The organism is Rhodococcus sp. 05-339-2 (assembly GCF_002258965.1).
GTDB lineage: Bacteria > Actinomycetota > Actinomycetes > Mycobacteriales > Mycobacteriaceae > Rhodococcoides.
Genome location: NZ_NOYW01000004.1, coordinates 639,249 through 663,077 on the forward strand (window position 1 = coordinate 639,249; position 23,829 = coordinate 663,077).

The window sequence follows — 23,829 nt, forward strand, 5'->3', positions numbered from 1 at the left end:
CATATCCACACAGCCAGAACGGGACCCACCCCTCGGTGAGTCCCGTTCTGTGTCGTGAATACTACGCGCCCAGGCGCTGCTTGAGGGCGTCGAATTCGTCCTGAATTCCGGTGGGCAGTTTCTCGCCGACGAAGTCGAACCACTCCTGGATCAGCGGGATTTCGGCCTTCCACTCGTCGGAGTTCACCGCGAGTGCCTCGGCCACGTCCTCGACGGTGGTGTCGAGTCCGTCGATGTCGAGTGCCTCGGCGGTGGGGACGACACCGATCGGCGTCTCGATGCCGGCGGCCTTGTGCTCGATGCGCTCGACGATCCACTTGAGCACGCGCGAGTTCTCACCGAATCCGGGCCACAGGAAGCGCTTGTCCTCGCCGCGACGGAACCAGTTGACGTAGAACACCTTCGGCAGCTTCGACTCGTCGGCATTCTTGCCCAGGTCGATCCAGTGCTGGAAGTAGTCGCCCACGTTGTAGCCGAGGAACGGCAGCATGGCCATCGGGTCGCGGCGGACGGTTCCGACGGTGCCCTCGGCCGCAGCGGTCTGCTCGGAGCCGACGGTGGCTCCCATGAACACGCCGTGCTGCCAGTCGCGAGCCTCGGTCACCAACGGAACGGTGGTCTTGCGACGTCCACCGAACAGGATCGCCGAGATCGGGACGCCCTTGGGGTCGTCCCACTCGGGAGCCATCGACGGGCACTGAGCCATCGGCACGCAGTAGCGCGAGTTCGGGTGCGCGGCATCGGTTCCGGACTCGGGGGTCCAGTCGTTGCCCTTCCAGTCGATCAGGTGATCGGGCTTGCCTTCGAGGCCCTCCCACCACACGTCGCCGTCGTCGGTCATGCCGACGTTGGTGAACACCGAGTTGCCCTGATCGATGGTCTTCATCGCGTTGGGGTTGGAATCCCAGTTGGTACCCGGTGCGACACCGAAGAAGCCGTATTCGGGATTGACGGCGTAGAGGCGGCCGTCCTCACCGAAACGCATCCACGCGATGTCGTCACCGATGGTCTCGGCACGCCAGCCCGGGATGGTGGGCTGGATCATCGCGAGGTTGGTCTTGCCGCACGCGGACGGGAACGCCGCGGCGATGTAGTAGGCCTTGTCCTCGGGGGAGATCAGCTTGAGGATCAGCATGTGCTCGGCGAGCCAGCCCTCGTCGTGGGCCATGGCCGAGGCGATGCGCAGCGAGTAGCACTTCTTGCCGAGCAGGGCGTTGCCGCCGTAGCCGGATCCGTAGCTCCAGATCTCGCGATCCTCGGGGAAATGCGTGATGTATTTGGTGTCGTTGCACGGCCACGGCACATCCGCCTGGCCCTCGGCGAGCGGAGCGCCGAGCGAGTGCAGCGCCTTGACGTAGAACCCGTCGTCACCGATCTTGTCGAGTGCGGCCTGGCCCATGCGGGTCATCACGCGCATCGAGACGACGACGTACTCCGAGTCGGTGAGCTCGACGCCCAACTTGGGGTCGGCCGCGTCGAGAGGGCCCATGCAGAACGGCACCACGTACATGGTGCGTCCGCGCATGCAGCCGCGGTAGAGATCGGACATCAGCGTCCGCATCTCGGCGGGGTCCATCCAGTTGTTGGTGGGACCGGCGTCGATCTCCTCCTTGGAACAGATGTACGTACGCGACTCGACGCGAGCGACGTCCGACGGATCGGAGTTGCCGAGGAACGAGTTGGGCTTCTTCTCGTCGTTGAGACGAGTGAAGGTGCCTGCCTCGACCAGCTTGGTGGTCAGGCGCTCCCATTCGGCGTCGGATCCGTCAGCGAACACCACGGATTCCGGTTCGGTCAGTTCGGCTACCTGGGCAACCCAGGCGAGCAGTTCTTTGTGTCGAGTCGGCACGTTGTCGGTGCCGCTCAAACCGGGAATGGTGGCTGAGGTCATCTAACTCTCCTGGGGTGAGCCGGAACCGTGAAGTACTCGCACGATCACTGTTGGGCAAACATGCGCGAGCAGATCTCGGTTTTCCCCTCTCGGCGGGGCGCTGCTCGACCGTTCGAGCCGCAGTACACCATCGTAACGGGTACAGCAAGCCGAGCGTCGAGCGCCGGGTGTCCTGGTACTCAGGTTAACGCCGAGCGACGTAAATCCGGAAACAGGGTGTTGTCCGATTAGTCACAGGACCGATTCAGATAGGGAAAGATCCACGCAAGAAGGCGTCTACCAGCACCGACGTCCACTCGAGACGGACCGACTACAGCTCGCCCGATTCGGTCATTTCGCCCCGGCCGATACCGTTCGCTTCTCGAAAAATTTCCCAGGATCGGTACTGCCCGTCACGTCCGAACGATGTGAACTTGTCGGTCACACCATCGCCGTCCACGTCGGTCGCCACGGTCATCCCGGCGTCGGTACGGCGTACGGTGGTCTCGAAGTGACCGTCTCCGTCGAGATCGAACAGGTCCGTCGAGACCGTGGGCTCACCCGAATCCCCGACGTCGTGAGGTTCGGCCTCCTCCGCGAGGAACCCACCTGCTGCGAAGCCATCCACCGCGATCATCGACGCTCCTCACCTCGCTCAACGAACCGACACTGCACCTACTGACTCCGACGCACCGGCTCGTCGAATGGTTCCACCTGCTCCGAAGAGAAATGGACGGGTTCACGGGCTACGAACACACCGCGATCGAGCCCGCGGAATCGCTCCAGCCCCCGCTCGAGTGCAGACAGATCGCGATCGCAGGCAGACAGCAGTGCCGATCGGTGGTCGGCAAGCCGACGAAGCTCGGCGTCCACCTCGGCGAGTGCGACGTCGATGCGGGCCACAGCATCGCGATCCGCAGTCGCGACGGCGGACGCGAGCATCGACTCGGCATCGAGAATCCGCGAGAGCACGTGCTGCTCCACCGACGATCTCACCCGGGCCAGGCTTTCCTGTGTCCAGCCGCGCAGGCGGGCCCGATCGGCCACCAGCGCCCGTGACCGCGTGATCCACCAGGCGAGCGCACCTCCGAGGACGAGTGCGATCACGGTGTTGGCGACTGCCCAGGCGGGCACCAGCGCCATCGGCGACACCACCAGCCGCCCGAGTCCTACCCCCGCCGACGCACCGACGACGATCATGACCGCATCCTCGATCCCCCGCCGCCGGGACGGCTCCCCGATGTCGAGCGGGGAGTCCTCGACATTCGATTCCGCCTGCGCCGGCGTGAGCCCGAGATCGGTCTCCACTGCCCGCAATCGCGCTGTGAGCGCCGCGTCGGCCCGATTGCGGGCTCCGCGCGCGGACTCGGCGACATGTACGGGAAGGTGAGTGAGTTCGGCACGCCCCGACCCGTCGATCGTGCGCTTGAACTCGGCGAGCAGGGCGCGAAAATCTTCGGCGGCAGCATGGAGGGACTCCACACGCACCCGTTGAATTCGATTGTGCAGCAATGCCCGTCGGTCGCCACCGAGATTGTCCCGTTCGCCGACGAGCTCGGCTCGCCGCGCACGGAGTTCGGCCGTGTCACCTCCCCCGGTCACCGCGCGCGCTCTCGCCACGATCGACGATTTGGCTCCGGCTGCGCAGTCCTGCACTGCCGCAACGTATTTGCGCTGGGATCCGATAGCTGTGGCCTGCAGCAGCAGCGCGCCGAGCCGGTCCGCCACTGCTCCGAGACCCGACTCCGCGGACATCGCGGCGTCACCGCTGTCTCGGCCCGTCCGCGCCGACCGAACCGAGATCGGGTGGAACGTGCACTCCACCGCCCGTGGAACACACTCGGCCACGACATCGCTGTCGGCGGAGACCACCTCACGCCAGTGTCGATGCACGTCGATCTTGTTCACCAGGAACAGGACCGGCGTGGATTCGAGGGCTGCTCGCCATTGCTCGACCTCGACGCGGCCCACCGGAGCCGACGCGTCGACGACGATCATCACGACCGCGGCATCGGCCACCGAGTCCGTGAAGCCGATGGTGGAACCACCGAGTCGAGACAGCTCCCGGCGCAGTTCGGACTTGCCCGATCCGGGGGTCCCGGTGAGATGAACCCCGGCGGGTCGACTGACCCTTGCCCGTTCGATTTCGTCGAGTGCACCCGAATTCCAGCGTCGGAGAACGCTTTTCATGTCTTCCGACAGGGGCGTCATCGGCGCAGCATTCGTACGTGTCCTCGACACAGCGCGAGTGCCGCGCGACGCACGTCGGGGTCCCCGGCAGCAGCCGCGCGCTGTTTCCACAGCACCGCCTGTTCCAGCGCGACCTCCTCCGAACCGGTCTCGATCGGCACCCCGAGACGTAGAGCAGCGTGGCGCATCTCGGCAGCTACCGCCTCGTCCGAGGCCAGGTACGACTCGACGGCGGCACGAGCCCGCCTGTTCCGGGCGGAGATCCGGTGCAGTCTGCGATGCAGCTCGACGTCTCGAGCCGCCGCGGCCGCCGAGACGGCGGTGGAGACCGCGGCGATGACGGCGTCGGCACCGGTGGCATCGGCGAGTATCCGTACGGCATCACCGTCGGACACAGCCGTTGGTTGCCGCAGCACGTCGACGAGCAGGGCGAGACCTCGAAGTTCGATGCATTCGATCAGCGCTTCTCGTCGAGACGTCGACACCGCGAGGTCGGCGGCGCGAAACCGATCGACGGTCATCAGGTCGGTCGGACGCAGATCGGCCGCTGCGACGGCGCGCACGTCGGACATGTCCAGAGGTGCGCCGGCTCGGCCCACTCCCCGCAATCCCGCCGCGGTGGTTCCCATCAGTGGCAGAACCGTCCGCCCCAGCTGCTCCGCTGCCGCTGCGGCCGCGGCTGCGGGATCGTCGAGTGTGTCCGCCTTGGTCAGCACGACGACGGTCCCGTCCAGAGGATCGCTCGGCCGAGCACTCAGCAGAGCAGTGTCGACCGGCGACACCGCACCCGCGATCACGTGGACGAGCACCTCGCCCTCGCTGCTGTCCGCTCTGCCCTCGTGCCATCGGACATCGAGGCCGTCGACATCGAGCGGCGCCGCGTCGAGAACGGCGAGCACCGCGGATTTCCCGACGCCGGAGCGGCCGGTCACCCGTGCGGTCATCGGCCGTAGGCGATCGTGGACGGCGGTGTCGACGGACTCGCGTGCGTCGCTCGACGCAACGCGGTCACGCAACAGGCCAAGACCGACCTCGGCGACATCCATGATCGATTCCCCCACCGACGACCCGCCGCCCACGTCGAGAGGCGACGCACAGCCCCCTGCTGCGGCACCGATTCTGGCACATGTGGGCGCTCACGAGCCGACCGTCGGGAATTGCATCGTTGTAATTAGCCGGGCTCGTCCCACCGCTGATCAGCGGTGGGACGGTAAGTCTCAACTTCAACTCGAGACCCACCTGTCACACGCCCCGTCGATGCGCGACAATGGACCGGTGAACGAGCCCCAGGACCCCTCTGTCGACACCGAGGACAATGCCGTGAAGACCCAGGAACGGGGCTCACGGCTGTACCCCCGCGTGACGAGTTTCCGCTCTCGGCGCGGAGCGCTGACCGAAGCGCAGCAGACCACCTGGGACAACCTGTGGCCGCGCATCGGCCGCGACGTCGCCGACGAGCAGATCGACATCGACGCCTGGTTCGGCCGCAGCGGTCCGGCGATTCTCGAGATCGGCTCGGGTACGGGCACCGCGACCACGGCGATGGCCTCGGCCGAGCCGCACGTCAACCTGATGGCCGTCGAGGTCTACCGGCCCGGCCTGGCCCAGACACTGCAGCAGATCGAACGCGAAGGCATCGAGAACGTTCGGTTGCTGCGCGGTGACGCGATGGACGTGCTCGAGAACATGCTGACCTCGGAATCGTTGACCGGCGTCCGCGTCTTCTTCCCCGACCCGTGGCCCAAGGTTCGACACCACAAGCGTCGCCTGCTGCAGGGTCCGACGTTCGCGATGATCGCGGATCGGTTGAAGCCCGGCGGCGTTCTGCACGTGGCAACCGATCATGCCGAATACGCTGAGTGGATTGCCGAGGCCGGGAACGCCGAGCCCGGTCTGACCGTTCTCGATTGGGAGTCGCCCATGACACACGAGCGACCGGTGACCAAGTTCGAGGGCAAGGCACAGCTGGTCGGTAGCTCGGTGACGGAATTGACCTGGGGAAAGAAGACAGCATGAGCGTCAGTACGGACATGCCCGACACCGTGGTCGACCCCTCAGAACTCGGCGCACTCGGTGAATCGCGCCACAGCAAACGCGTCCTGCTGGTGTGGGACGCCCCGAACCTGGACATGGGACTCGGCGCAATTCTCGGTGGCCGACCCACCGCTGCGTACCGTCCGCGCTTCGATGCCCTGGGCCGATGGCTGCTCAGCCGCACTGCCGAGCTCTCCACCTCCGGCACCGCGACGCTCGAACCCGAGGCCACGGTGTTCACCAACATCGCCCCCGGCAGCGCAGATGTCGTCCGACCCTGGGTCGAAGCATTGCGTAACGTGGGTTTCGCGGTGTTCGCCAAGCCCAAGGTCGACGAAGACAGTGACGTCGACGCAGACATGCTCGACCACATCGACTTCCGCAACCGTGACGGCGGCCTCGCCGGTGTCATGGTCGCGTCCGCCGACGGTCAGGCGTTCAAGGGTCCACTGGAGGCCATCGCAGCAACCGGAGTGCCCGTGCAGGTGCTGGGCTTCCGGGAGCACGCAAGCTGGGCTGTCACGTCGGACATCCTGGAGTTCCTCGACCTCGAGGACATTCCGGGCGTCTTCCGTGAGCCACTGCCACGGGTGAGTCTCGATTCGCTTCCCGACGAAGGTGCGTGGCTGCAGCCCTTCCGACCGCTGTCCGCCCTGCTCGTCGGGCGCCAAGGAGTTTCTTAAGTGTTCGCCAGATGGGGAGACATCGTCTACCGCCTGCGGTACACCGTTATCGGTGTCATGGTGGCCGGACTGCTGGGCTTCGCTGCCTACGGTCTCGATCTCAACAGCCATCTCAGTCAGAGCGGTTGGGACGATCCGACGTCGGAATCGGCCCAGGCTGCCCGTCTGGCGGACACGACGTTCGGTCGCGACAAGCAGGGTGACGTCATCGTCCTCTACACCGCACCCGAGGGCTCGACGATCGACGATCCCGAGTTCCAATCCAAGATCGTCGCCAACCTCGATTCGCTCGCCGCCGACCACCCGAACGAGATCGAGAAGGTCAACGGCAGCTACTTCCGCACGGCAACTGCCCCGAACCTCGCCGCCCTCGGTACCACCGACAAGCAACACGCGATCGCCAGCATTGCGATCGCCGGTGCCAACGACACCGAACTGACCAACAACTTCCAGGCCGTCAAGGACGTCTTCTACATCGACGGTGTGAACGTGCAGGTGACCGGCTTGCAGGCCGTCGCAGGCGCGTTGCAGTCGACGATGGCCGGCGACATCCACCGCATGGAGCTACTGGCGATCCCCGCCGTCGCGGTGTTGCTGTTCTTCATCTTCGGCGGCGTCGTCGCGGCTGCTCTTCCGCTGATCATCGGCGGTCTGACGGTCGTCGGCGCCAACGGCATCGTGAAGGTGTTCACCAACTTCACCGAGGTCAACTCATTCGTCGCACCCGTGGTCTCACTCGTCGGCCTCGGGCTGGCCATCGACTACGGATTGTTCATCGTCTCGAGATTCCGAGAAGAACTGGGCGACGGCTACTCGACGCCACAGGCCGTGCGCCGCACCGTCATGACGGCCGGTCGCACCGTGGTGTTCTCCGCGACGATGATCGTCGCGTCCCTCGGTGGTCTGCTGCTGTTCCCGCAGGGCTTCCTCAAGTCGGTGGCCTACGGCTCCATCGCAACCGTGGCTCTCGCAGCTCTGACAGCCATCACGATCCTGCCCGCGATGCTCGCCATCCTGGGACCCCGCGTCGACGCCCTCGGTCTGAAGTTCATGCGCAAGACCAAGTCCAGCGAGGAGATCGAGAACGGCATGTGGGGCCGTCTCACTCGTTGGGTGATGCGCAACCCCGTCAAGGTCACCGTCCCGATCGTGCTCGGCCTGGTGCTCCTGACGCTGCCGGTCGGCAACATCAAATTCGGCGGCATCAACGAGACCTACCTACCGCCCGACAACGTCACCCGCGAAGCGCAGGGCGAGTTCGATTCGCTCTTCCCCGGCCAGCGGACCGAACCCATCAAGCTGGTGATCAGCAACGCGCAAGGTGCCAACCTCGCCGCGATCACCAATCAAGCGAACAATGCTCCCGGCCTGGTCGAGCAGTTCTCTCCGGTCGGTGCCAGCAAGGACGGGATCATCGTCTTCAAGGCAGGACTGGTCGATCGCAACGACTCCAAGCCCGCCATCGACTTCCTGCGCAGCATCGACGTGCCGGACGGAGCGTCCGTTCTGGTCGGCGGCACCCCTGCCATCGAGCAGGACTCCATCAGTGCGCTCATCGACAAACTTCCGCTGATGGCTGTGCTCGTGGTGTTCATCGTGACCCTGCTGATGTTCCTGACGTTCGGATCGTTGGTGCTGCCGATCAAGGCGGTGCTCATGACCGTCCTCGGTCTCGGGGCCACCATGGGCATCCTGACGTGGATATTCATCGACGGCAACGGTGCGGGGCTGATGAACTTCACTCCCGGGCCGATCATGGCTCCGGTTCTGGTGCTGATCATCTCGATCGTGTTCGGCTTGTCCACGGACTACGAGGTGTTCTTGCTCTCTCGTATGGTCGAAGCGCGCGAAAAGGGCGCGAGCACAAGCGAAGCCATCCGTATCGGAACCTCGCATACCGGACGCATCATCACCGCAGCGGCCCTGATTCTCATCGTCGTGACCGGGGCGTTCGCGTTCTCCGATCTGGTGATGATGAAGTACATCGCCTACGGCATGATCGCGGCCCTCATCATCGACGCCACCCTCATCCGCATGTTCCTCGTGCCCGCCACGATGAAACTGCTCGGCGACGACTGCTGGTGGGCCCCGCAATGGATGAAGCGGATTCAGCAGAAGCTCGGACTCGGCGAGACCATCCTCGAGGACGAACTGCTCCCCATGGCGGACGTGCCCGAGCTCGCTCTCGCGGGCGGTGCACCGTCGAGTACGGTCGCGCCGCCGATGCGTCCGGCACCGCGCCGCAGCGAGCCGCTCACCGAACCCATTCCCGTGGTCGCACCGCACGGCGGGGGCCCGATCCGAGCGACCCACGCGGCGAAGGAAGAATCCCGACGCAGTGTGACAGGGCGTCCGGCAACCCCACCCGAGCCGACCCGTGCGGCTCCCGCCACGCCTGCGGCACCGGCTGCTCGACCTACCCCGACTCCCCCTCGGACCCAGGCCGCTCCGCAGGAACGACCGGCTCCCAGGCCTGCCCCGAGCCGGCCGGTTGCGCCGCGGCCGACCGTCGAACCGGAACCGACCCAGGCAGCGGAGGTCGTCCGGCCCGCACCGCCGGTCAACCCGGTGGCAGCTCCCCCGTCGGCGGAGCCGCCCCGCGCACCGAGCGCACCGCGTCCACCCGTAGCGCCGCCGAGCCGAACCCGGGCCGCACGCGCGCCTCGCGCCGAGGAACCGGATTCCCGTTCCATCGAGAGCTGGCTCGCCGACCTGCGAGCACCCAGCGCATCACCACCCCCGAGCACACCGCGCAACGGTTCGACCGCCAACGGGTCCGATCACAACGGATCGAACCACGGCGCTTCGAACCACGGCGGTCGCGACGAGACCGGCTCCCCGCAGAACGGTTCCGATCGCAACGGCCACAGCAACGGGTCCGAACGAAACGGCACCGACCGAAACGGCACCAGCGGGTCCGATCGCAACGGCACCGAGCAGACCGGTACCGAACGCAACGGCAGCAACGGATCCGCGTCGAGCGAGCCACGGTCCGAGAAGCCGTCGGGCCGCCGATCCGCACCGACCACCGAGGGTGGCGACAGCGGTCGTCATCGCGGCGGCGAGAACGGACAGGTGCTCAGCGTCAGCGAATTGCTCGCACGCGAGCGCAACCGTTCACGCTGACGCTCGTGTGATCGGCTAACCTCCCTGAGCCGAGGTTCACTCACGTGGCGACGGTAGTCGCGTGCATCCAGGGGGAGTTACACACACGTGTTCGTTCGATGGGGAAAGTTCGTCCACCGACTCCGATACACCGTTCTCGGTGTCATGGTGGCCGGGCTGTCGATCTTGGCCGCGTACGGCTGGGATCTCACCGACCACTTGAGCCAGAGCGGCTTCGACGATCCGACGTCGCAATCCGCGGCTGCGAACAACCTTGCCGAGGCGACGTTCGGCCGTAACACCGAGGGCGATGTGATCGTCCTGTACACCGCGCCGGAGGGGTCGACCATCGACGACCCGGCGTTCGACGCTGCGGTCGTCGGCAGTCTCGATTCGCTGGTTGCCGATCACCCGGACCGCATCGCGAAGATCAACGCCAGCTACTTCCGGACTGCCGAGGCCCCGGTGCTGGCGGCGCTCGGAACCACCGACAAGCAGCACGCCATCGCGAGCATCGCCATCGTCGGTACCGACGACACCGAGCTGACCGAGAACTTCCAGGCCGTCCAGAACGCGTTCTACATCGACGGCGTCGACGTACAGGTCGCCGGCCAACAGGCCGTGGCGGCCGCCCTGCAGTCGACGATGACCGACGACATCCATCGAATGGAAATCCTTGCCATCCCGGCGGTGGCAGTGCTGCTGTTCTTCGTGTTCGGCGGCGTCGTGGCCGCTGCGCTGCCGCTCATCGTCGGCGCGCTGACCGTCGTCGGCGCCAACGGCATCGTGAAGCTGTTCACCCACGTCACCGACGTGAACACCTTCGTTGCACCGGTGGTGTCGCTGGTCGGACTCGGCTTGGCGATCGATTACGGACTGTTCATCGTGTCGCGTTTCCGAGAGGAACTGGGCGACGGCCGGTCGACGCCTGATGCCGTCCGTCGATCGGTCATGACGGCCGGTCGGACGGTGGCGTTCTCGGCGACGATCATCGTCGCCTGCCTCGGGGGTCTGTTGCTGTTTCCGCACGGGTTCCTGCGGTCGGTCGCCCTGGGTTCGATCGCGACGGTCGCTCTCGCGGCACTGAACGCGATCACCATCCTGCCGGCCATTCTGTCGATTCTCGGCCCACGCGTCGATGCCCTCGGCCTGGCGTTCATGCGCAAGACCAAGTCGTCGGAGGAAATCGAGAACGGGATGTGGGGCAAGCTCACCACCTGGGTGATGCGCAACCCCATCAAGGTGGTCGTCACCATCGTGCTCGGGCTGCTGGCGTTGACGCTTCCGATCGGGAATCTCGCGTTCGGCGGCATCAACGAGACGTATCTGCCACCGGACAATCCGACGCGGGTGGCGCAGGAACGGTTCGACGAACTGTTCCCCGGCCAGCGCACCGAGCCGATCGAATTGGTCATCCAGAACGCCCAGGGGTCGAACCTGGCCGCCATCACCACCCAGGCGAACGACGCACCGGGCCTGGTCGAGCAGTTCTCTCCGGTCGGTGCCAGCAAGGACGGGATCATCGTCTTCAAGGCCGGACTGATCGATCGCAACGACGCAGCGCCCGCCATCGAGTTCCTGCGCAGCATCGACACTCCCGAGGGCACCTCGATGGAGGTGACGGGAACGCCTGCGATCGAACGGGATTCGATCGATGCGCTGGTCGATCGTCTACCCCTGATGGCGGTACTGGTCGTCATCGTCGTGACCGTACTGATGTTCCTGACGTTCGGCTCCTTGGTGTTGCCGATCAAGGCGGTGCTGATGACGACCCTCGGGCTCGGTGCCACGATGGGCATTCTGACGTGGATCTTCATCGACGGCCACGGCGCGGCGTGGCTGAATTTCACGCCCGGGCCGATCATGGCGATGATTCTGCTGTTGATCGCCGCCATCGTGTTCGGGCTGTCCACCGACTACGAGGTGTTCCTACTTTCTCGCATGGTCGAAGCACGCGAAAATGGTTCCAGCACAAGCGAAGCCATTCATATCGGCACTTCGCACACCGGCCGCATCATCACCGCGGCAGCATTGATCCTCATCGTCGTCACCGGAGCGTTCGCGTTCTCCGATCTGGTGATGATGAAGTACATCGCGTACGGCATGATCGCGGCCCTCATCATCGACGCCACCGTCATTCGCATGTTCCTGGTACCCGCGACGATGAAACTGCTCGGCGACGCGAGCTGGTGGGCACCGGCGGGCATGAAGCGCATGCAACGCAGACTCGGACTGGGCGAAACGGCTCCGAAAGACGACTGACGCGCCGCCGCCCCACAACGCGTGAATGGACCACTGCACCGCCGAGACGTATGCAATGGTCCATTGATGCGGTGTGGCCGGGCTCGGGTCGGACGCGTGAATGGACCACTGCACTCCTCAGACGTATGCAATGGTCCATTCACGCGGTGTGGGAGGTCAGGAAGACACTGCCGCACTCTCTCGGTCCGCGAACACCTTCGCGTAACGGGTGCCCGCGATCAGCAGCAGTAACCCCACTGCGATGAAGGCGATGACTCGGAACAGTCCGTCCAAGGCGACGAGGTCGAACAGGAACAGTTTTGCGATGGCCGCCGCGGTCAAGGACAGTCCGGCCAGCAGTGCCAGATGCGCGTGGGTGACACTGCGCAGCCCGAATGCCAGGAGTGCGAAGGCTGCGATCATCCACTCGATGGTCGCCGCGGTGTGGCCTGCAGTGAAGCCCGTTGTTTCGCCACCGATTCCGATGCCGAGGGTCACCGTTGCCGCCGTCAGGCCGTACAGCGCGAGTACGCCGGAGACGATGCCCAGGGTCCGCAGTCCGTCGTCGACCGGTTTCAGTTCGGCCAGCACGTACGCGAAGGCGAATGCCGTTGCAGCGAGCAGGATTCCGCCCAGGGCGATACCGACGCTACCCACTGCGTGATCGGAGTCCAGCAGCGCCTGCGGCGGACTGACCGAGACGAACATCAGTGCGCCGATCACGCCGAATCCGCTGCCGATCGAGTATGCGAGTGTCGAGCGGGTGCTGTGGGCCACCGCGATCAGGGCCGACGCGACGGCGAACAGCACCACCGGGCGAATCTCGAGGGTCGTCGACTCGACTGCGGCCTGCAGCGTCGCCAGCGCTCCGATCACCGCGACGGCGATGCGAGCGTGCCCTGGCAACCACCTCACCAGAATTACGATCGCCACGGCTGCAGCAGCAAGAACCAGTTGGACAGAGACGGTCGCGGCGCGATCGAAAACGTCGGCAGAGACCAGCACCGGCACAGACGCGAGAGCGACCATGACGGTGGCGACCACATCGGAGACGTTGCGGCGCAGCAACTCCAGTGAGGTTCCGATCCCGAAGACGGCCACCGACACGACGGCCAGGAGCAGCCAGAGGTCGCCGGTGGATCCGGACAGATCGACACTCGCGATGGCAGCCAGCACCGCACCGACGAGGGGTACGGTCCGAACGACCTGCAGGAGTGGCCAATTGCGGCCGATCTGAGCCGGAAAGCTGGCGACGTACGTGGCGATGAGGAATGCGATCAGGGTCAGGGTGAGGCCGTCGGTCAGCACCGGTCCACACACCGCGACACCGGCGAGAATCAGCACCGCCATCGGCTGCGACGTCCACTGCACTGCGAGTGCCGTTCCGGCTGCGGCAATTCCGAATGCGGTGATCAGCCCGAGTACGGGATCGAGCCAGCCGTACAGGACGGACGTCGCGAGTACATCGAGGTACAGGCCCGCGATGCCGGTGGCGGCGAGGGCAATTCCGCCGATGCGTCCGCCGGAGCGGCCGAACACTCGGACACCTGCACCGATCAGCGCGAGTGAGAACACTGCGCCCGCGGCGACCCGCAGCGGAGGGCCGAACCACCCGGCCTGTGCGGCGAGGACGAGCAGCATCACGACACCGACGAGGGTGACGCCTGCGCCTGCGACAGCCAGCAGACGACTGATGACACCGTCACGCTGCCACCACGGTTCGCGCGGCGGAGCCGGCGGGCGAGGCGCGACGACCGGTCCCCTGGGTGGTGCGGGGTAGGTCATGGCGGGCTGGGGCCGAGCCGTCTGCTGCCCCGCCGGCTGACGGACGATGTGGCCGAACGGCTGACCGTAGGGCAGCGGTGGCAGCGGTGGCGACGCCACCGGCGGCGCAACGGCAGGAGCTGCCGGTGCCGACGCCTGCCGCGTGGGAGCGGGAGCCGTTGCGGCACCGAGCTGGGACTGCAGGTTCTGCAGGTCGACGGCCACCTGGCGCATGTGGTCGCCCAATGAATCGAAGCGGCTGGACAGTCGCGCGACGAGTTGCGGATCCAGCCCGGAGCTCTGGGGAGAAGTCATGGGTTAGATCCTGCGACCGTGGCGGCCGGAAAGCGTGAGTAGTGCTACTCGGATTGCTCGAGTAGAAGCGCCTCGCTAGCCGAACATACGACGGATCGAGCTACCGAACGGATGCTTGGCGGTCACCGAACCCAAGCGAACCTTGCCCGAGACCACGAGATGCAGCGGCCCGTACGGAGGCCCGGTGCGGACCTTGTTGGTGGCGCTACCCGCCACCGTCTCGACGCGGTTGAGATCGACTGTCGCTTCGGTGGGCACGATCAGTGTCACGGTGCTGCAGTAGTCGTCGACGTGAATCTCGACCACCTGCGTGGACATGACCGCCTGGGTGAAGTCGAGTGTCACCGTCGACATGCGGGTGGAGACGCGCATGCTCGGCGGCACGTTCCACGGTCCCTTGCGGGTGATGGTGGACATGGTGCCGCGCAGTGTGTCCGACGCGCCGCTGCCGTGTCCCCAATGCTCGTGAACGACGCGGCGCGCCGTCGGTTGCGGGGTGGGCGCGGGAAAGGGCTTCGGTGCCGGGCGATGTTCCTCGGCGATCTGCATCCCGGGCAGGTCGGCGAGTACCGAGTTCAGTTCACCGCGGGTCTTCGACGCCAATGCGGTGTCCATTCGCTCGGTGAACTCACCGAGCGACAACATGCCCTGGCCCACCGCGCGCTGCAGCAGCTGCCCGACGTGTTCGCGTTCGGCATCGGACACTCTCAGATCCCTCGCCTCCATGGGTTCAGGGTAGCGAAGATCTCAGGCTGCGCGACCGCCGAGAACGGAGAGCATTCCGGACACCGACGCCGGCCATCCGAACTGTTCGGCGCGCAACCTGGCGGCGGTGCGGCGGCCGTCGACCGGTAGTTCGAGTACTCGTTCGATCTCGGAGGCGAATCCGTCTGCGGTGTTCTCGGAGGATCCACCGCAGTGTGGGGTGACGATCTGCGCCAACGCCGAGGTCTCGGAGACGACGACGGGGGTGCCCGCGGCGAGCGATTCCAAGGCAGCGAGGCCGAACGTCTCGTGTGGTCCCGGTGCGAGAGCGATGTCCGCAGAGGCCAGCAGGGCTGCGACGGCCGCTCTGCCGTCGACGAAGCCGAGGAAGTCGACGGGTAGGCCGCGGGCACGTCGTTCGAGGCCGGCTCGGCGGGGGCCGTCGCCGGCGATGATCAGCCGCGCCCGCATTCCCGAATCGCAGAGCGCAGCAAGCGAATCGATACTTCTCTCGACGTGCTTCTCCACCGACAGCCGGCCGCAGTGCACCAGCAGGCGATCGGCGTCGCCCAACCAAGCCGACCGGTTGCCCACGTGCCGACGCCGCGGATGGAACAGGTCGAGGTCCACGCCGAGCGGCACTCGGTGCACGTTGCGCACTCCGATGCGCTCGAATTCCTGCTGCGCGAACTCCGTGGTGCACACGACGGCGTCGTACTGCTCGGCCGTACGCCGATTGGCCAGGTCCGCGATGGGGCGAGCACAGCGCATCGGCATCGTCTGCGCGAGCAGACGGTCCAGACGTTCGTGAGAGATCATCACGCTGCGCACGTCTCGGCGCGCGGCCCAGGCACCCATGCCGCGCAGTGTCAGTCGGTCCGATACCTCGATCACGTCGGGCCGCAATCCGGCCGCCACCGAGGACACTCGGCGCGGGTCGGCCACCCGATACCCACCGGTGAGCGGAATCCGCGGTGCCGGCACCTCGATGCGCACCACTCCCGACGGGAGCAGCGTCTCACTCCGTCGATCGCCCGGCACGATCAGAGTCACCTCGTGGCCGCCGGCCACGTACCCCGATCCGAGCTGGTCGACGGCCGTCCGCAAGCCGCCGGACCTCGGTCCGTAGAAGTTGGCCACCTGCACGATGCGCACCCGACCAGTCTCCCCAGCCGAGAGTCCGCCCGACGGCGCGGTGATGGACAGTGGCCGAACCCACACGTAATTCTGTGTGGGGATCGCTACCAACGGGTAGGTGAGGCAGATGCGAGTGACACTGCAATCGACCGGTAACGCCCCCGCCCCCGAGGTCTGGGAACGCTACATGGAACCGACGGCCTGGAAGACCTGGGCTCCACAGATCATCGGCGTCGAGTACCGCGGTGAGCGCCTGGACGCCGACACCACCGGCCGAGTGCTGGGGCCGCTCGGGCTGCCGATCGACTTCCGGGTGCATTCGGTCGACGAGCGATCGTGGACGTGGGCATGGTCGGCCTGGTTCCAGAATCAGGCCATCGGGGTCGACCTGACGCACGGCGTCGTCTCACGACCCAACGGGACCAGGGCGTGGCTGACGATCGACGGCCCACTGCCACTGGTTCTGCCGTACGTCCCGATCGCCAAGTTCGCGCTCGGCAGGTTGTGCAGTCCGTAGCGCTACTCGGACCGTGTGACGGTCTTCTCCTCGGACTTGTCGGCCACGTCGGTCGGCTCGGGCGTCGGTAGCGAGGACTCCTCGCCCGACCCGTCCAGGTGGCCGTCGAACTCGTCGATAGCCTCGTCGCGCTCGGCACCGGTCTGATCGAGATCGGCGTCGACCCCCTTCGAGTGCTTCGCCGGGTCGACGGTGGTGTCCACTGCATTTTCGTTGTCGGTCATGGAATGCAGAGTGCCCCTCGGCTACCGACGCAAACCCTCACAGCCCTTTTTCGATGACGTATCGGGTCAGTTCGACGCGGTTGGCCAGCTGCAGTTTTCGCAAGGTCGCCTGGACGTGATTCTCGACGGTGCGATGGCTGAGCGTCAGTCGGGTCGCAATCTGCTTGGCGCTCAATCCTTTTGCGACCAGGCGCAGTACTTCGGTCTCGCGGTCGGTCAGCGTCGGGCGAGTGTCGGATGCAGGCTCGGGCGAGGACGACATCCGCCGGAACTCTCCGAGTACCAGGCCCGCGAGGCCGGGAGTGAACACCGCCTGCCCGGCCGACGTGGCACGGACCGCGTCGAACAGTTCCTCGGCCGATGCGCTCTTGACCAGGTAACCGGTCGCACCCGCCTTGATCGCGTCGAGCACGTCGCTGCGTTCGGCGGAGGCCGAGAGCACCAGGATCTTGGTCTCGGGCGAGGCGTCCAGGACGGCGACGGTGGCATCGGCTCCGTTGCCGTCGGGCAGATGCATGTCCATCAGCACCACATCGGGTGTGGTCGCTCGGGCGCGGCGCCCCGCAGCGGCGACGCCGTCCGCGGTGGCAACGACCCTGAATCCGGCGGCCTCGAGATCCCGGGCGACACCGTCGCGCCACATCGGGTGGTCGTCGACGACCATCACCGCGATGTCGGCATTCGCTTCCTCTGTCATTCCGGTCCCTTCGCTCGCGGAATGCGGATCTCCCATTCGGTTCCCTCACCCTCGTCGGTGTCGAGTATCGCAGTACCGCCGAGAGATTCGACGCGGCCGAGGATCGATTTCGAGACGCCCATCCGACCCTCGGCCTCGGCGGCGGCGAGCCGTCCGGGAGGGATTCCGCGGCCGTCGTCGCGGATACTGACGATCAATTCCCCGTCGACGTCCTCGAGCAACACGTAGGCCTTCGCATCGGCTCCCGCGTGAAGTTCGACGTTAGACAGTGCGGTGGCCACGACGGCGGCGAGTTCCTCGGCGACGTCGGATTCGACCAGCACGGGATCGGCGGGCGTCGAGACCGAGATCGATGTGCCCGCCTGAGTTCGCAGCAGCGCCCTGACGTCGACGATCGAGCCGGTGTGGTCGTCCCGAGGAGCTGCCTGTTCCGAGATCAGTACACGCAGAGCCACTTCCTGCTCGCCGGCCAGCTCGGCGAGTTCGGCTGCCGGCCCGCCTATTTCGAGACCACGCCGTCGTACCAGGGCCAATACCTGCAGCACTCCGTCGTGCACCTGCCGGGCCAGCCGCTCTCGCTCCTCGGTGATCGCGGCCGATCGTGCTGCGCGGCGCAATTCTTCGTGGGCGCGCCTGGCGGTGTTCGACGCCAATCCCAGTGCCAGTCCGGCCGAGAGCAGGACCGGGGCGGTGGCATCGGACCAGAGATCGGAGTCGAAGCGGTCGCGGACGAGTGCGCTGACCACCGACATCGCCACCCCCGATGCAATTCCGCCCTTGGGGCCCAACAGGATTGCAGCAGAGATGACGGCGTTGGTGGCCCACAGCGTGGTCGGCAGAGTCTGGCGGGTGCTGTACCACTCGTAATCGGCAACCAACCTCGTCGACGCCATCAGCGCGATGACGATGACCTGATCGGCGAGCACCACCTGCCAGCGTGGCAGTGATGCGCGTGCGAGCATCAGCGCCGATGCCCCGGACCACACGGCCATCAGAGCGACGAGGAACCAGCTCAGCCGCGGGTTGGTGTAATTGTCCACGGTCGCGGCCTGATAACTGATCGCGTAGACCAGTGTGATCAGCCGGAAAGCCTGCGAGGCCCGCCAGAGCGGGGTGTCGGGATCGGACGAGGTGAGCGTGGTCCGTACCCGGTCAGCCGTCCGCATCGGTCTTCGGACCTGCCGTCTCGGTACCGGCAGCCTCGGTATCCGGGGTCGTCAACTCTCCCTTGGCAAGCCGCTCAGGCACGTCGCTTCCGGGCGGAGTGTCCGGATTGCTCGGCTCGGCGGAATACAGCGGGTCGGGCACCTCGAGTTCCTCGTAGACCTCGTCCGGGTCGTCGGCGAGCAGCGACCGCACGGCGGTGTTGAGGACGGCGACGATCGGCACCGCCAGCAGGCCTCCGACGATGCCCGCGAGCAGAATGCCGACGGTGATGGACAGGACCACCGCCAACGGGTGCAGTCGCACGGCGCGGCCCAGCAGGAGTGGTTGCAGCACATGGCCTTCGAGCTGCATGACGGCCACCACTATGCCGAGGGTGATCACCGCGGTGATCAGGCCCTTGGTGACCAATGCGATGAACACCGCGACGAATCCGGTCAGCACCGCACCGATGATGGGGATGAATGCTCCGATGAACACCAACGAGGCCAATGGAAGAGCCAGTGGCACACCGAGAATGGCCAGACCGGCACCGATGCCGACGGCATCGGCGGCTGCGACGGCAACCGTCGCCCTGACGTATCCCACCAGGGACCCGAAGCCCTGGATGCCGGCGGTGCGGATTCTTCTGCGGGCCGCGGTCGGCGCCAGTCGGGTGACGAACTGCCAGATCTGATCGCCGCCGTACAGGAAGAAGATGAGGGTGAACAGTGTCAGCAGTGCGCCGGTGAGAATTTCACCGATCACCGCTGCGGTCGTCAGGGCTCCGCTCGTAACGGCTTCCTGATTGTCCTGAATGACCTTGACGAGGCTGTCGGTGGCCTGCCTGATCTGATCCTCGCTGATGTGCAAGGGACCGTTGCTGAGCCATTCTTCGATGCCGTTGATGGACTGGGTGAACTGGTCACCCACCTGCGGCAGGCCTTCGATGAACTGCTCGACGATGAAGGTCATGATCCCGGCGACGACACCGATGGTGGCGATGATCACGACGATCACCGCGACGGCACGTGGCACTCCGCGTCGGTGCATCCAATCGACGACGGGAACGAGCATCGCCGACGCCAGGAGCGCCAGGCCCAACGGAATCACGACGGTGCTGAGCTTGGCCACCACCAGGCAGAACGTGATGAATCCGGCAAACAGGACAAGCAGTCGCCACGTCCATTCCGCGCCGACCCGCACCAGTGGATGCACCGAATCCGCAGCCGAAGTGGGGCCCGGGGACGCCCCCGTACCTTGCGCCCGCAACTCGTCGGTGCTCACCCGCTAAATTTAACCCGTGCTGGCATCTTTCCGAGCGGTCTCGCTCACCCTGAAGAGTCGCTGGCCGCTCTATATGCTCTCGATGCTCATCGCCAACGTCTTCGGTGCGGTCCTCGTGTTCGCCTTCGTGCGATACGGCCTGCCCATCCCCGAATCGCAATCGATCGTCGCCGACCGCGTGCGCAACGTGTACATCTTCGGGGCGTACCTACTGGTGGCCCTGGTCGTCAGCCTGATCTATGCGTACTTCCTCCTGCGGTCGGTGATCAGGTGGCAGCTCCGCGGCGGCCCACCCACCCGCAAGGAACAGATGACGACGCTGCACGCGCCGTTGCGTCAGGCGATCGTGCACCTCATCCTCTGGATCATCGGCGGCATCATCTTCGTGCTGCTGACCATCGCGGAGATGCCGTCGCTGTCCATCGCCGTCATCGTCACCGTCGGTATGGCCGCCACCGTGACGTTCGGATTCACGTACATGCTCGGCGAACGGATCCTGCGACCGGTCGCGGCTCTGGCGTTGAGCGAGGGCCGATTCGACCGCACCATGACGCCGGGCGTCGGCACCCGCATGGCCATGACGTGGGGTCTGGGCACCTTGATGCCCGTCATCGGCATCATCCTGCTGTGCGCCACGCAGATCACCACCGATCTGGTGTTCTCTCCCAACGCGCTCGCGGTGGCCATAATCCTGCTCAGCATGCTGGCGATCGTGCAGGCGTTTGTGCTCTCGATGCTCACCGCGAGCCAGATCTCCGACCCGATCAGCCAGCTGCACCGCGCCATCGAGCGCGTTCAGCGCGGCGAGACCGACGTCGAGGTCGACGTGTTCGACGGCTCCGAGATCGGACGCCTGCAGGTGGGCTTCAACCGAATGATGGAGGAATCGGCCGAACGACGCGTCCTGCGAGAGCTGTTCGGCCAACACGTCGGTGAGGACGTGGCGCGTCGGGCATTGCAGTTCGGAACCGAACTCGGCGGCGAGACACGATTCGTCGCAGTGCTGTTCGTCGACATGGTCGGCTCCACGGCCACCGCCTCCGAGCGCCCACCGGGCGAGGTCGTGGTGCTGCTCAACGAGTTCTTCCGAGTGGTCGTCGACGTCGTGGGACGTCATCACGGCTTCGTCAACAAATTCATGGGCGACGCGGCCCTCGCGATCTTCGGTGCCCCACTCGATCGTCCCGACGCCCCGACCGCCGCGCTCGCGGCCGCGCGCGAACTCAGATTCGCGCTCGACGAGATCACCGGCCTCGATATCGGCATCGGTGTATCCGCGGGTCTGGCTGTCGCCGGAAACATCGGTGCGTCGGAGCGCTTCGAGTACACGGTCATCGGAGACCCGGTCAACGAGGCCTCGCGACTCACCGAGCTCGCCAAACTGCGTCCCGGACGCGTCCTGGCGTCGACCTCGGCCCTGTACTTCGCCGACGACGAGGAACAGGAACAGTGGGAGCTGGGAGACCAGGTGCAACTGCGTGGTCGACGACGGGCCACCCACCTGGCCTGGCCGGTGGACTATCCCGATTCCTCCTCGCGCGACAGTTAGTCTGACAGGGTGCCCGACCCCAGCTCCACCCGCGGACCCGCAGTGCGGCGTCCGCGAAACCGACTGCGGTGGGTCAAGTGGATCGCCGGAATCGCCCTGGTGGCGCTCCTGGTCGGCGAGGCGATCTACCTGTGGCCGCGGCTGCACGAATCCTGGACAGCCGTCCGCGAGATCCACTGGGGTTGGCTGGCGGCCTGCATAGTCGCCCAAGCGGTGTCGCTGAGCGCTTTCGGCAGGGTGCAGAAGCAGTTGCTCGACGCAGGCGGAGTGAAGGTGCGTCAGCGCAAGTCCGTGGCGGTCATCTACGGCAGTACCGCGATGGCGCTCACCCTGCCCGCAGGCCAGGTGTTCTCCACGGCGTTCACCTATCGCGAGACACGCCGCTGGGGAGCGAGCCCGGTCGTTGCGTCCTGGCAGTTGGCGATCTCCGGCGTGATCGCCGCGGCAGGACTGGCCGTGCTCGGCGTTGCGGGCGGACTGGTGGTCGGCAGCTCGTTCAACACGTTCACCGTGGTGCTTCCGATCGCAGGCGTCATCGCCATCGTCGCCGCCGTTCGCTACATCTCCGATCACCCCGAGTCGATCAAGACCGTCGCGCGCTGGGGACTGCGGAGATACAACGCGTTGCGCAACCACGAGCTCGACGCGGGTGCCGAGGGGATCGACAAGATCATCGGCCAGATCCAGTCCGTTCAGCTCGGCAAACGCGACGGCGCACTCACCCTGTCGTGGTCGGCCGTGCATCGACTGGGCGACGTCGCCTGCTTGGCGTTCGCGTGCTTCGCCGTCGGCGCAGATCCGCGACTGTCCGGTTTGCTCATCGCTTTCGCCGCGGGCAAAGCCGTCGGATCCGTTCCCCTCGCACCCGGCGGCCTCGTCGTCGTCGACGCCACCCTCATCGCGTTCCTCACCAGTGCTGCCTCGATCAGCGCATCGCAGGCCGTCGCCTCGGCCCTGGTGTACCGCGGCGTGAGTTTCATCCTCGTCGCCATCGTCGGGTGGATCGTGTTTCTCGTGCTGTTCCGCAAGCACCAGCACGCCGATCTCGAGTTCGACATCGCACTCAAGCAGCAGGAGACCGCGGAGCTGCGACGTACCGAGGACATCCGCGACGCCAAGGGCGATCCGGAGCCCGCGTAGCGTCACGAGCTGTGTTGTCCGTCACCTTCTGTTCACTCGGAATATATACGGACCCTGGTCCGCTTGTGTACTATCAGCATTGAAACTTCAACCCTTAGGAGTCCCCATGACCACCGCGATCGCACTTCCCGAGCTCACCGCAGGCACCTGGGTCATCGACCCGGCGCACTCCACCGTCGGATTCACCGTCCGCCACCTGGTGGTCAGCAAGGTCCGTGGCCGTTTCCAGACCTTCAGCGGCACCATCACCGTTGCCGAGGACGGCACGCCGTCGGTCGACGCCGAAATCGACGTCGCGTCCATCACCACCGACAACGAGCAGCGCGACGGCCACCTCAAGACCGCCGACTTCTTCGAGGTCGAGAAGTTCCCCACCGCGACGTTCAAGTCCACCTCGGTCAAGGCCGACGGCGGAGATTTCGTCGTCACGGGCGACTTCACCCTCCACGGCGTCACCAACTCCATCGATCTCAAGCTCGAGTTCAACGGCGTCAACGCAGGCATGGGCAACGGACCGGTCGCCGGCTTCGAGGCCAGCACCGTCATCAACCGCAAGGACTTCGGCATCAGCATCGACATGCCCCTCGAAGGCGGTGGCGCTGTCGTCGGCGACAAGATCACGCTGAACCTCGAAATCGAGGCCGGACTGCAGGCGTAAGTCCGCCTCGCTTCGCCCCCTCTTCCGGATCAGTGCGACTTCGTTGCAGTCCACGCGACTGACACCCACATCGATCCGCACCGGGTGGTACACCGAACGGCCCGCACCGCATTCGTCGGTGCGGGCCGTTCGCTGTCGGTGTCTACAGTGGTGCGCGTGAAGTTTCGTTCCCCAGTAGTTGCTGCCGTCATCGACCTGCTCATGGTCGTGCTGTTCGCCGCGATCGGTCGGCGCAGTCACGCCGAGGCCACCGCACTGTCCGGCCTGTTCCACACCGCCTGGCCGTTCGTCGTCGGTGCCGCCATCGGCTGGATCATCGCGTTCGCCTTGTACCGCAACAAGTTCGACGCTTTCCTCATCGTCCCTACGGGCATGGTCGTGTGGGTGATGACGGTCGCGGTGGGCATGGTGTTGCGTGCGGTGACCGGGCAGGGAACAGCCGGATCGTTCATCGTCGTCGCAACGCTGTCCACCGCAGTTCTGCTGCTGGGTTGGCGAGCGCTGACGAAGTTCGTGCCGAGCGTTCGTTGACTGCAGAGTTCGTCGAGAACGGCCTCGGCACGATAGGAT

At 65.9% G+C, this 23,829-nt stretch carries 20 protein-coding genes; 9 read left to right on the top strand and 11 right to left on the bottom strand.

The features are described 5' to 3' along the window. Positions 1–61 precede the first annotated feature (61 nt). The 4 genes from CH273_RS04090 to CH273_RS04105 form a co-directional block, all read right to left on the bottom strand. A complete protein-coding gene (locus tag CH273_RS04090) occupies positions 62–1,891 on the bottom strand; it encodes a phosphoenolpyruvate carboxykinase (GTP) (protein WP_032396654.1) in 1,830 nt (609 codons plus the stop codon). 310 nt (positions 1,892–2,201) lie between these two features. Further along, the gene (locus tag CH273_RS04095) at positions 2,202–2,507 is read right to left on the bottom strand and encodes a DUF6802 family protein (protein WP_045197272.1); all 306 of its coding nucleotides are present in this window, start codon (positions 2,505–2,507) and stop codon (positions 2,202–2,204) included. Positions 2,508–2,545: 38 nt separating this feature from the next. Further along, positions 2,546–4,081 carry a P-loop NTPase family protein gene (locus CH273_RS04100; protein ID WP_032396655.1) on the bottom strand — a complete coding sequence of 512 codons (1,536 nt, stop codon included), beginning with the start codon at positions 4,079–4,081 and terminating at the stop codon, positions 2,546–2,548. After that, a complete protein-coding gene (locus CH273_RS04105; RefSeq protein WP_143546174.1) occupies positions 4,078–5,139 on the bottom strand; it encodes a hypothetical protein in 1,062 nt (353 codons plus the stop codon). The genes CH273_RS04100 and CH273_RS04105 overlap by 4 nt, the downstream gene beginning before the upstream one ends. A gap of 178 nt (positions 5,140–5,317) precedes the next feature. On the opposite strand from CH273_RS04105, the gene trmB reads away from it, so the two are divergent. The 4 genes from trmB (at position 5,318) to CH273_RS04125 (ending at position 12,144) form a co-directional block, all read left to right on the top strand. Further along, positions 5,318–6,076, top strand: a complete 759-nt coding sequence (gene trmB / locus CH273_RS04110; RefSeq protein WP_032396657.1) for a tRNA (guanosine(46)-N7)-methyltransferase TrmB — start codon at positions 5,318–5,320, stop codon at positions 6,074–6,076. A 14-nt stretch (positions 6,077–6,090) separates the two neighbouring features. Continuing rightward, positions 6,091–6,777, top strand: a complete 687-nt coding sequence (locus tag CH273_RS04115) for an NYN domain-containing protein (RefSeq protein ID WP_230596976.1) — start codon at positions 6,091–6,093, stop codon at positions 6,775–6,777. After that, the gene (locus tag CH273_RS04120; protein ID WP_032396659.1) at positions 6,778–9,903 is read left to right on the top strand and encodes an MMPL family transporter; all 3,126 of its coding nucleotides are present in this window, start codon (positions 6,778–6,780) and stop codon (positions 9,901–9,903) included. Between the two features lie 87 nt (positions 9,904–9,990). After that, the gene (locus tag CH273_RS04125) at positions 9,991–12,144 is read left to right on the top strand and encodes an MMPL family transporter (RefSeq protein WP_032396660.1); all 2,154 of its coding nucleotides are present in this window, start codon (positions 9,991–9,993) and stop codon (positions 12,142–12,144) included. Positions 12,145–12,300: 156 nt separating this feature from the next. Here the strand turns inward: CH273_RS04125 and CH273_RS04130 are convergent, their stop codons facing one another. The 3 genes from CH273_RS04130 to CH273_RS04140 all read right to left on the bottom strand — a co-directional run bounded on the left by CH273_RS04130 (position 12,301) and on the right by CH273_RS04140 (position 16,062). Further along, entirely contained in the window at positions 12,301–14,202 is a 1,902-nt protein-coding gene (locus tag CH273_RS04130; protein WP_179275416.1) for a DUF2339 domain-containing protein, read from the bottom strand. 75 nt (positions 14,203–14,277) lie between these two features. Beyond that, complete coding sequence (locus tag CH273_RS04135; protein ID WP_032396661.1) at positions 14,278–14,928, bottom strand: DUF1707 SHOCT-like domain-containing protein; 651 nt, start codon at positions 14,926–14,928, stop codon at positions 14,278–14,280. 21 nt (positions 14,929–14,949) lie between these two features. After that, complete coding sequence (locus CH273_RS04140) at positions 14,950–16,062, bottom strand: glycosyltransferase (protein ID WP_032397248.1); 1,113 nt, start codon at positions 16,060–16,062, stop codon at positions 14,950–14,952. Between the two features lie 109 nt (positions 16,063–16,171). Between CH273_RS04140 and CH273_RS04145 the strand changes: the two genes are divergently transcribed. Further along, positions 16,172–16,561 carry a hypothetical protein gene (locus CH273_RS04145; RefSeq protein ID WP_032396662.1) on the top strand — a complete coding sequence of 130 codons (390 nt, stop codon included), beginning with the start codon at positions 16,172–16,174 and terminating at the stop codon, positions 16,559–16,561. 2 nt (positions 16,562–16,563) lie between these two features. Here CH273_RS04145 and CH273_RS04150 read toward each other — a convergent pair whose 3' ends face one another. From CH273_RS04150 to CH273_RS04165, 4 genes are read right to left on the bottom strand one after another with little or no spacing between them, the layout of a single operon-like run. Then, positions 16,564–16,785 (bottom strand): hypothetical protein, encoded by a 222-nt coding sequence (locus CH273_RS04150; RefSeq protein ID WP_032396663.1) that lies wholly within the window; start codon positions 16,783–16,785, stop codon positions 16,564–16,566. A 37-nt stretch (positions 16,786–16,822) separates the two neighbouring features. Beyond that, positions 16,823–17,482 (bottom strand): response regulator, encoded by a 660-nt coding sequence (locus CH273_RS04155; protein ID WP_032397249.1) that lies wholly within the window; start codon positions 17,480–17,482, stop codon positions 16,823–16,825. Further along, on the bottom strand, positions 17,479–18,648 hold the full coding sequence (gene macS, locus CH273_RS04160; protein WP_032396664.1) for a MacS family sensor histidine kinase: 1,170 nt from the start codon (positions 18,646–18,648) through the stop codon (positions 17,479–17,481). The genes CH273_RS04155 and macS overlap by 4 nt, the downstream gene beginning before the upstream one ends. Beyond that, entirely contained in the window at positions 18,635–19,843 is a 1,209-nt protein-coding gene (locus CH273_RS04165; protein ID WP_032396665.1) for an AI-2E family transporter, read from the bottom strand. Before CH273_RS04165 ends, macS begins: the two co-directional genes overlap by 14 nt. Before the next feature lie 142 nt (positions 19,844–19,985). Here CH273_RS04165 and CH273_RS04170 point away from each other — a divergent pair, with 142 nt between their 5' ends. The 4 genes from CH273_RS04170 to CH273_RS04185 all read left to right on the top strand — a co-directional run bounded on the left by CH273_RS04170 (position 19,986) and on the right by CH273_RS04185 (position 23,790). After that, a complete protein-coding gene (locus tag CH273_RS04170; RefSeq protein WP_032397250.1) occupies positions 19,986–21,461 on the top strand; it encodes an adenylate/guanylate cyclase domain-containing protein in 1,476 nt (491 codons plus the stop codon). A 9-nt stretch (positions 21,462–21,470) separates the two neighbouring features. After that, positions 21,471–22,601: a lysylphosphatidylglycerol synthase transmembrane domain-containing protein gene (locus CH273_RS04175; protein WP_052049877.1), complete on the top strand. Its 1,131-nt coding sequence runs from the start codon at positions 21,471–21,473 to the stop codon at positions 22,599–22,601. 106 nt (positions 22,602–22,707) lie between these two features. Continuing rightward, positions 22,708–23,259: a YceI family protein gene (locus CH273_RS04180; protein ID WP_032396667.1), complete on the top strand. Its 552-nt coding sequence runs from the start codon at positions 22,708–22,710 to the stop codon at positions 23,257–23,259. A 147-nt stretch (positions 23,260–23,406) separates the two neighbouring features. Continuing rightward, positions 23,407–23,790: a DUF3054 domain-containing protein gene (locus CH273_RS04185; RefSeq protein ID WP_179275417.1), complete on the top strand. Its 384-nt coding sequence runs from the start codon at positions 23,407–23,409 to the stop codon at positions 23,788–23,790. Positions 23,791–23,829: the final 39 nt, after the last annotated feature.

What these genes read in the sequence shown, in the direction of transcription:
- CH273_RS04090 (WP_032396654.1), bottom strand. Translation starts at nt 1,891, where the DNA reads ATGACCTCAGCCACCATTCCCGGTTTGAGCGGCACCGACAACGTGCCG.
- CH273_RS04095 (WP_045197272.1), bottom strand. Translation starts at nt 2,507, where the DNA reads ATGATCGCGGTGGATGGCTTCGCAGCAGGTGGGTTCCTCGCGGAGGAG.
- CH273_RS04100 (WP_032396655.1), bottom strand. Translation starts at nt 4,081, where the DNA reads ATGACGCCCCTGTCGGAAGACATGAAAAGCGTTCTCCGACGCTGGAAT.
- trmB (WP_032396657.1), top strand. Translation starts at nt 5,318, where the DNA reads ATGCGCGACAATGGACCGGTGAACGAGCCCCAGGACCCCTCTGTCGAC.
- CH273_RS04115 (WP_230596976.1), top strand. Translation starts at nt 6,091, where the DNA reads ATGCCCGACACCGTGGTCGACCCCTCAGAACTCGGCGCACTCGGTGAA.
- CH273_RS04130 (WP_179275416.1), bottom strand. Translation starts at nt 14,202, where the DNA reads ATGACTTCTCCCCAGAGCTCCGGGCTGGATCCGCAACTCGTCGCGCGA.
- CH273_RS04135 (WP_032396661.1), bottom strand. Translation starts at nt 14,928, where the DNA reads ATGGAGGCGAGGGATCTGAGAGTGTCCGATGCCGAACGCGAACACGTC.
- CH273_RS04145 (WP_032396662.1), top strand. Translation starts at nt 16,172, where the DNA reads ATGCGAGTGACACTGCAATCGACCGGTAACGCCCCCGCCCCCGAGGTC.
- CH273_RS04150 (WP_032396663.1), bottom strand. Translation starts at nt 16,785, where the DNA reads ATGACCGACAACGAAAATGCAGTGGACACCACCGTCGACCCGGCGAAG.
- CH273_RS04155 (WP_032397249.1), bottom strand. Translation starts at nt 17,482, where the DNA reads ATGACAGAGGAAGCGAATGCCGACATCGCGGTGATGGTCGTCGACGAC.
- macS (WP_032396664.1), bottom strand. Translation starts at nt 18,648, where the DNA reads ATGCGGACGGCTGACCGGGTACGGACCACGCTCACCTCGTCCGATCCC.
- CH273_RS04170 (WP_032397250.1), top strand. Translation starts at nt 19,986, where the DNA reads ATGCTCTCGATGCTCATCGCCAACGTCTTCGGTGCGGTCCTCGTGTTC.
- CH273_RS04180 (WP_032396667.1), top strand. Translation starts at nt 22,708, where the DNA reads ATGACCACCGCGATCGCACTTCCCGAGCTCACCGCAGGCACCTGGGTC.